The following is a 6,949-nucleotide window of genomic DNA, read 5'->3' as shown; positions in this document are numbered from 1 at the left end:
GAGCAAGAGGCCGGTTTTCTCCTTAAAAACAGCCTCATGTCCCGCGTCTTTTAAGGACTGGCAAAAAGATGCCGTTCTGCGATCCTGCCAGACAATGGCATTGTAGATCGCCTCGCCCGTTTCGCGGTTCCACAAAACCGTTGTTTCGCGTTGATTTGTAATCCCGATCGCGGCAACGTCTGAGATGCTTGCATTGCCTTGCTTCAATGCTGACTTGCAGGTCGCGATTGTGCTTTCCCATATGTCCACTGGATCATGCTCCACCCAGCCAGAGCGCGGAAAATGTTGGGGAAATTCCTGCTGGCCAATTGCGGTAATCTTCGTGGATTGTTCAAACAAAATGGCGCGTGATGAGGTTGTACCCTGATCAATGGCCAGAACATATCGGGACATAGTATGGCTTCCTTCCCTGTGGGGCGTTTTTCATTGCCCCAAATTTAACAGAAAGGGTTCTTTAAATGAAACGAAATGAAAAGAGAATGAATATGCTGATCGTCGAAAAGTCAGGCTAGCGAATTTCAGGGAGTGTGCCGGGGAAGGCTGGTTTTGTCGGTTACTTTAACGATGACATCATGCTCGTCGCACAGGTTCTTCAGTTTTCGTGGAAGTGGTTGATCTGTCACAACGAAGTCCATCTGGGATAAATGTCCGATGCGAACCGGGGCGGAGCGTTCAAGTTTCATGCTATCCGCGACCAAAATGGTTTGCCGGGCATTTTCTATAATCGCCTGCGCAACTTTTACTTCCCTGTAATCATAATCCAGCAACGATCCGTCTTCATCAATTGCGGACGTTCCGATTACAGCATAATCCACTTTAAATTGTTTAATGAAGTCGACGGTTGCTTCTCCGACGACACCGCCATCGGTTGGTCTGACCACACCGCCGGCGACGATAACTTCAAAATTCGGGGTGCCGGATAAAAGATTTACAACATTGATATTGTTCGTGATCGCCAGCATTCCTTCGCGCCCTCGCAAGGCAATGGCGACCTGTTCTGTGGTCGTACCGATATTGATCAGCAATGTGCAATTATCGGGAATGAGCGACGCGGCAAGCACACCAATCCGCCGTTTTTCCTCAACAGCCAATAATCTGCGGGCTTCATATTCGAAGTTTTTGACGCCGGACGATAAAACAGCGCCGCCATGGACTCTTTGAAGAAGGTCCTGATCCCCCAGTTCGTTCAGATCTTTCCGAATGGTTTGCGGGGATACTTTGAAGAGCTCGGCCAGTTCTTCAACACCAACCCGACCATCTTGTCGCAGCATATTCATGATATCTGTTTGTCGTGGGCTGATGATATCCATGCGCTGCGTTTCCTTATCAATCCTATTTTGGTTAATGTTAGGGGAAATTACTAAAAGGTTCAATAGGTTGGGGTTAAATTTCGCAATTTGCAAAACGAAAGAAATTTGAAGTTTTTGACGACCTAAAAGGGAGTTTGTATGATGGGTTTCATGAACTCAGAAAATAAATTCAATTGCCTTGTTTAAGGGCCTCTCACCTGAAAAAGAAAGATAACAACCATGCGTACTCGCAAGATCGCAGAATTTGACGTCTCTAGAATTGGCTTTGGCTGTATGAGTCTCTCGTACGGATATGCACCTTGCCCAGAAGAGGACTATGCCATCAGACTGCTGAATGAGGCGCTAGACAACGGTTATACTTTTATGGATACAGCAGCGCTTTATGGTTTTGGCGAAAATGAGAAATTGGTGAATAAGGCCATCGGGCACCGCCGGGATGAATTTTTTCTGGCCAGTAAATGCGGCTTACGGAGAAACAATGAAGGGGTCCGTGAAATCAATGGACGTCCAGAGGTGCTAAAAGAAACCTGCGATCAATCTCTTTCCCGTCTCGGCGTTGATGTGATTGACCTTTATTATCTCCACCGTCCTGATCCAAATGTTGAGATTGAAGAAAGCATGGGGGCATTAGCAGATTTGGTGAAGGAAGGAAAGATCCGGACAGTTGGTCTGTCTGAGATGTCAGCAGAGACTATTTTACGGGCACATGAGGTTCATCCAGTCGCAGCGGTTCAGACAGAATATTCTCTTTGGACGAGAAATCCCGAGATCGCAGTATTGCAAGCCTGTAAAGATATTGGCGCGGCGTTTGTTGCCTTTGGGCCTGTGGGCCGAAAATTCCTGACGGGCAAATTACAAGATGTTCACGCATTGCCAGATGAAGATATGCGAAAAACCATGCCACGTTTTCAGGATGGTGTTTACGAGAAGAACCTTGAGCTGTTGGAAGAGTTTGCCAATCTTGCAGAAGAGAGCAACTGTTCGATGGCTCAATTGGCGTTGGCCTGGCTTTTGGCCAAAGAGGACCACATCATTCCAATTCCAGGAACGTCTTCTATCGAGCATATGATTGAGAATACCGGGGCTGACGATGTGGTGGTGAGCGATGATGTAATGAACTGTCTGGAACAGCTGATTAACCAGGATACCGTCATCGGCGAACGTTACGATGCGCGTGCCCAAAAATCGGTAACCACAGAACAGTTCTAGAAAAAAGGCGGCGTCCGTTCGCCACCTTTTCTTTAACCGAAGGACTTAGGTGCCGATTGCACCCCCTCCTTGTTTACGGACGACAACAATAGACGGCCGGGGAGGGATACTGGGCTTGAAGTCCGGCCAACGCGTTGCGGGATCTTCAAAGGTTGAATTTCTTTCAAACCCCGGAAAGGCTTTCGCGCCATCTGCTGCGGGATGCTGGACAGCAAGAAACAAGGCGCTATCGTCGCTTGAAAAACAAGGTCCGCACATTTCCGCGCCAATTGGGACGCGGAAAAACATCTTTCCAGTTCCTCTTTGAGGCCCTTCTGTTTCCAAAGCCCAAATACCATCAGCGGTTCCCGTTTTTGGCCAATTGGATCCTTGGTCAGTTGCAATCCAAAGGCGTCCTTTGCCATCTACAGCGGCATTATCCGGAGAGCCAAACCACCCGTTTTCAGATGTTGCCTTATTAAAAACGGCGCCTTGATCGGGCTTGTTTGGGTTGCCGCCCTGAACCAGAATATTCCAGGTCCCGACCGAGGCAGCATGATCATTGTTTTCCGGGCTGATTTCGACAATATGACCAAACGGGTTTTTCGTCCGCGGATTGGCGGCATCAACCGGATGTTTGCTGCCGCGATGTTTGTTATTTGTCAGGCAAACATACACTTTATTGGTTTTGGCATTTGGTTGAACGTCTTCCGGGCGATCCATTTTCGTCGCGCCGAGCAGGTCCCCGGCTTTGCGGGCGAAAACCAGAACCTCCGCCTGATTTTCAAAGCCATTGCCCTTTGTGAGCGGCCCTTCACCATGGACCAGCGGTAACCAGTGAACCGTTCCGTTGGCATCGAAACGCGCAACAAAAAGTGTCCCTTCATCCAGCAAATTCATGTTTGCTTCGCGATTGACCGGGTCATATTTTCCTTTAGAAACAAATTTATACAGATAGTCTCCCCGTTCATCATCGCCTGAATAGACGGTTACCCGACCGTCTTTATTCAGGATTGTTTCGGCACCCTCATGTTTAAAGCGTCCCATGGCGGTACGTTTTTTCGGGATCGAGGTCGGGTCCATGGGATCAACTTCGACGATCCAGCCGAAGCGGTGAATTTCGTTCGGTTCTTTAGCAATATCAAACCGATCATAATAGGCGCCCCAATTGTACCACTGACCAGGCGCTCCATAGCGTTTCAGCATTTCAGCATTGGGATGGTCGCTGACCGCTTCCTTGTTCCAAAAATAACCATTAAAGTTTTCTTCGGCCATTAAATAGGTGCCCCACGGCGTGATGCCGCCAGCACAGTTGTTCAGGGTGCCAAAGACCTGTTTGCCGGTTGGATCTGCCTTGGTTTTAACGAATTTGCTGCCAGCAACCGGTCCGCTTAATGCCATTTCGGTTGTCGCTGTAATTCTGCGATTAAAGTTTGATCCGATAACGGCTTTCCATTTGCCGGCTTCTTTTTTTAGCTCAATAATACTGCCACCATGTGCGGCCATTTCAACATCGACAATTTCCTGGGTCATACCCACATACTTTGCTTTGTCCTGGCGGCCAAGGCCCGGGAACATAAGCTCTTCATTCGTATATTCGTGATTAACACATAACAACGCACGATCGTTAGAGCCGCCTAAGGGGATAAAACCGATGAAGTCATTATTGTAACCAAACTGCTTTTCTTGGGCGGCCTTGCTTTGGTTCATCGGATCAAACTGCGGTGCGCCTTTGAATAAAGGATCGCCCCACCGCAATAGAATGTCTGCATCATAACCCTTTGCAACGTGATGCTTTTCATCCACACCGTGCTGGATTTCTTCAAATTTAAAGTGTGTTAGTGCTTCGGCAGAGGCGGGCGTCGCTGAAATCGCAGTCCCAAGAATGCCGGTCGTGCTACTGAGCGCCGTAACTGCAAGCATCCCTTTCAGGGCGTCCCGTCGGCCTAATCGATTGTTGACAACATCGCCAAAGGTCGTATTTGCGGACGGGTTGTTTAGGGTGTCTTCGGCCACTTCCATTTTATAAGCGCGCGTTTGTTTGAACACAGTCTGCTCAGACATCAGATTTTTCCTTATATGTTATTCGAATTTAGAGGACAGCGCCCCTGCGATCAACATTAGGAAAGGGCTGTTTCAGTTAGATGACGACAGCTCAAACGCATCGGCAAGAAGTTCGTATGATCGGCGCCGGGCTTTAACGTCATGGGTGATGGTTACAATCACAGCCTCATTAACCTGATAGGCTGCCAACAGAGACGACAGCCGCTCTTTTACCTGTTCAGGCGTGCCGACAATATGACGCCGGGCATGATAACGCCTTCGGGTTTCTTCAGCCTCGCTATACTGGTAGGACAGTGCTTCCTCGACCGATGGAACGGGCCCGATGTTACCAGTATCGAGACGGGTGCGCCAAAGATCGCGACTGGAGGCAAGCTTGATTGCTTCTTCTTCTGTATCCGCACAAATGACGAAAATGCCAATGTTGGCGTCAGGTTCGCTGTAAAGCGCCGAAGCGGAAAACTGGCGCCGATATAAGGACAGGATCTGGGGGCCATTTTCATCAGTTATGAAATGAGCGAATGAGAAAGGGGTTCCGAAATGAGCCGCCAATTGCGCTGACTGGTCACTGCTTCCGAGCATCCAAAGCTCAGGCGGTGCGGCGGGAATAGGGGTGGCGTGCACTGATTGTAGCGGATGTTCTTTGTCTACATTGTCCTGAAGGAACGCCATTAAATCATGGACCTGTGTCGGGTATTCTCGTGGTCCCCGCGGTTGATTGCCGTAGGATAATGCATGCGCTGTAATCTGGTCGCTTCCCGGTGCTCGGCCGATTCCAAGATCGATCCGTCCTGGATGAAGGCTTTCCAGCATATTGAAAATTTCCGCGATCTTGTACGGAGAATAGTGTGACAGCATTACGCCGCCTGACCCAATCCGCATCCGTTTTGTTTGCGCGGCCAAATGAGCGATCAGAATTTCAGGGGCAGACCCGGTGAGACCTGTAGAGTTGTGATGTTCGGCGACCCAGTATCGATGATATCCGAGCCTGTCCGTTAATTTTGCAAGCTCGACCGTTTCTGCCAAGGCTTCTTTAGCCGTGAAACCTGCCCGTACCGGGGATTGATCGAGGACTGAAAGGCGAATTTTTTTCATGATGCTTTTCTTCTTTTATGGGCGCCGCTCATAACATCGAACGAGGGCCTGCCTGTGTCAAGGCCAGCCTGTATATTGCTGTCATCAAATGTTCATCCGGTTGAAAATAAAATGACCATTAGCGGCCTTAAGTTCCTGAAAGATCGAATTGCCCCACAGGAGAGGTTTCATGGATTCAAGAACTGTTTCGACCTTAACAATTGGCCTTGCGACGACACGCGAAGAAATTACCCGAGCACAGGAGCTGAGATATCGGGTTTTCTATCAAGATATGGGGGCAAGTCCGTCTGCATCGATCACGGTACTGGGCCGGGATTACGATGCATTCGATGATATTTGCGACCATCTTATTGTTATTGATAAGGCCCGGTCTTGGGCGGGGCGAAGCTGTGTTGTTGGAACCTATCGAATGCTTCGAAAATCGGTCGCGATCAGGCACGGCGGTTTTTATTCAGAAAACGAGTTCAACTTAGGTAAGCTGGATCGTTATCCGGGGGAAATGGTGGAACTGGGACGGTCATGTGTGGATCCTCAGTATCGCGGGAAGGCGATAATGCAGCTATTGTGGCAGGGGATAGCAGATTACATCGCGGCGCATGGTATTTCTCTTTTGTTTGGCTGTGCCAGCTTTCCGGGAACCGATTTGAGCCAAATGTCGTCTGCGCTCTCTTTTCTGCATTATAAGAACCGGGCACCGGTGGATTGGCGGCCAAAGGCCTGCGGGTCTGGCTATGTGGCGATGGATATTCTGGAGGAAGAGCAGATTGACTTCAGAACAGCGATGCGGGAAATGCCAGCCCTGATAAAAGGCTATCTGCGTGTTGGGGGTGTCATCGGTGACGGGGCTGTTAAGGACGACGTTTTCAATACAACGGATGTCTGTTTACTCGTCGAAACCTCGAATATTACAGGTAAGTATCAACGCCATTTCCTTGAGAATAAAGCGTCAGAGAGAATGCAGCTTACTGCCTGAGGAGTGCCTGACATTTTTTAGTCTTGGCTACGAGCAGGGAATTCCCCTATTATTTGGAAAACATATAATTAGGGGAATATGCATGCGGCGAATTTTTGGGCTGGCCATTGTTGTTGTTGGAATATCAGCGATGGCTCTGCCAGCGATGGCTGAAGTGGGTTTAAAGGCTTTTGAGGGTGTCTGGGAGGGAACAGCCATCTCTGAAAGCAACACGAGTTTGAATTTTGCCCTGACAAGTCGGGATATGGATGTTGAAATCCGTCCAACTGCGGATCGTGGTTTTATGATCAACTGGCGCACCTTGTTGCGTCAAGACGGAGAG

The 6,949-nt window shown here is 49.1% G+C and carries 7 protein-coding genes; 3 read left to right on the top strand and 4 right to left on the bottom strand.

Going from position 1 to position 6,949, the window contains the following annotated elements; genetic code table 11:
- Positions 1–393: FGGY family carbohydrate kinase (locus ACJAYR_RS17795; RefSeq protein WP_415237846.1), on the bottom strand; the 393-nt coding region annotated here is incomplete at its 3' end.
- Between the two features lie 125 nt (positions 394–518).
- Complete coding sequence (locus tag ACJAYR_RS17790; RefSeq protein WP_415237845.1) at positions 519–1,310, bottom strand: DeoR/GlpR family DNA-binding transcription regulator; 792 nt, start codon at positions 1,308–1,310, stop codon at positions 519–521.
- Between the two features lie 219 nt (positions 1,311–1,529).
- Here ACJAYR_RS17790 and ACJAYR_RS17785 point away from each other — a divergent pair, with 219 nt between their 5' ends.
- The gene (locus ACJAYR_RS17785; protein WP_415237844.1) at positions 1,530–2,519 is read left to right on the top strand and encodes an aldo/keto reductase; all 990 of its coding nucleotides are present in this window, start codon (positions 1,530–1,532) and stop codon (positions 2,517–2,519) included.
- A 45-nt stretch (positions 2,520–2,564) separates the two neighbouring features.
- Here ACJAYR_RS17785 and ACJAYR_RS17780 read toward each other — a convergent pair whose 3' ends face one another.
- Both ACJAYR_RS17780 and ACJAYR_RS17775 read right to left on the bottom strand, forming a co-directional pair.
- A complete protein-coding gene (locus ACJAYR_RS17780; RefSeq protein WP_415237843.1) occupies positions 2,565–4,562 on the bottom strand; it encodes a PhoX family protein in 1,998 nt (665 codons plus the stop codon).
- Positions 4,563–4,634: 72 nt separating this feature from the next.
- Positions 4,635–5,654, bottom strand: coding sequence for an LLM class flavin-dependent oxidoreductase (locus tag ACJAYR_RS17775; RefSeq protein WP_415237842.1), 1,020 nt, complete (start codon positions 5,652–5,654; stop codon positions 4,635–4,637).
- Between the two features lie 169 nt (positions 5,655–5,823).
- Here ACJAYR_RS17775 and ACJAYR_RS17770 point away from each other — a divergent pair, with 169 nt between their 5' ends.
- Together ACJAYR_RS17770 and ACJAYR_RS17765 are read left to right on the top strand one after the other, a co-directional pair.
- Positions 5,824–6,627, top strand: a complete 804-nt coding sequence (locus ACJAYR_RS17770) for a GNAT family N-acetyltransferase (protein WP_415237841.1) — start codon at positions 5,824–5,826, stop codon at positions 6,625–6,627.
- Positions 6,628–6,709: 82 nt separating this feature from the next.
- Positions 6,710–6,949 (top strand): hypothetical protein (locus tag ACJAYR_RS17765; protein WP_415237840.1); only part of this gene is annotated, 240 nt, incomplete at its 3' end.

This window comes from Sneathiella sp., from assembly GCF_047631475.1.
Lineage (GTDB): Bacteria > Pseudomonadota > Alphaproteobacteria > Sneathiellales > Sneathiellaceae > Sneathiella.
This window is presented reverse-complemented; position numbering and strand designations above follow the sequence as displayed.

Bases quoted from the DNA above. Each gene is read 5' to 3' on its own strand.
- ACJAYR_RS17790 (WP_415237845.1), bottom strand. From the start codon at position 1,310: ATGGATATCATCAGCCCACGACAAACAGATATCATGAATATGCTGCGA.
- ACJAYR_RS17785 (WP_415237844.1), top strand. From the start codon at position 1,530: ATGCGTACTCGCAAGATCGCAGAATTTGACGTCTCTAGAATTGGCTTT.
- ACJAYR_RS17780 (WP_415237843.1), bottom strand. From the start codon at position 4,562: ATGTCTGAGCAGACTGTGTTCAAACAAACGCGCGCTTATAAAATGGAA.
- ACJAYR_RS17775 (WP_415237842.1), bottom strand. From the start codon at position 5,654: ATGAAAAAAATTCGCCTTTCAGTCCTCGATCAATCCCCGGTACGGGCA.
- ACJAYR_RS17770 (WP_415237841.1), top strand. From the start codon at position 5,824: ATGGATTCAAGAACTGTTTCGACCTTAACAATTGGCCTTGCGACGACA.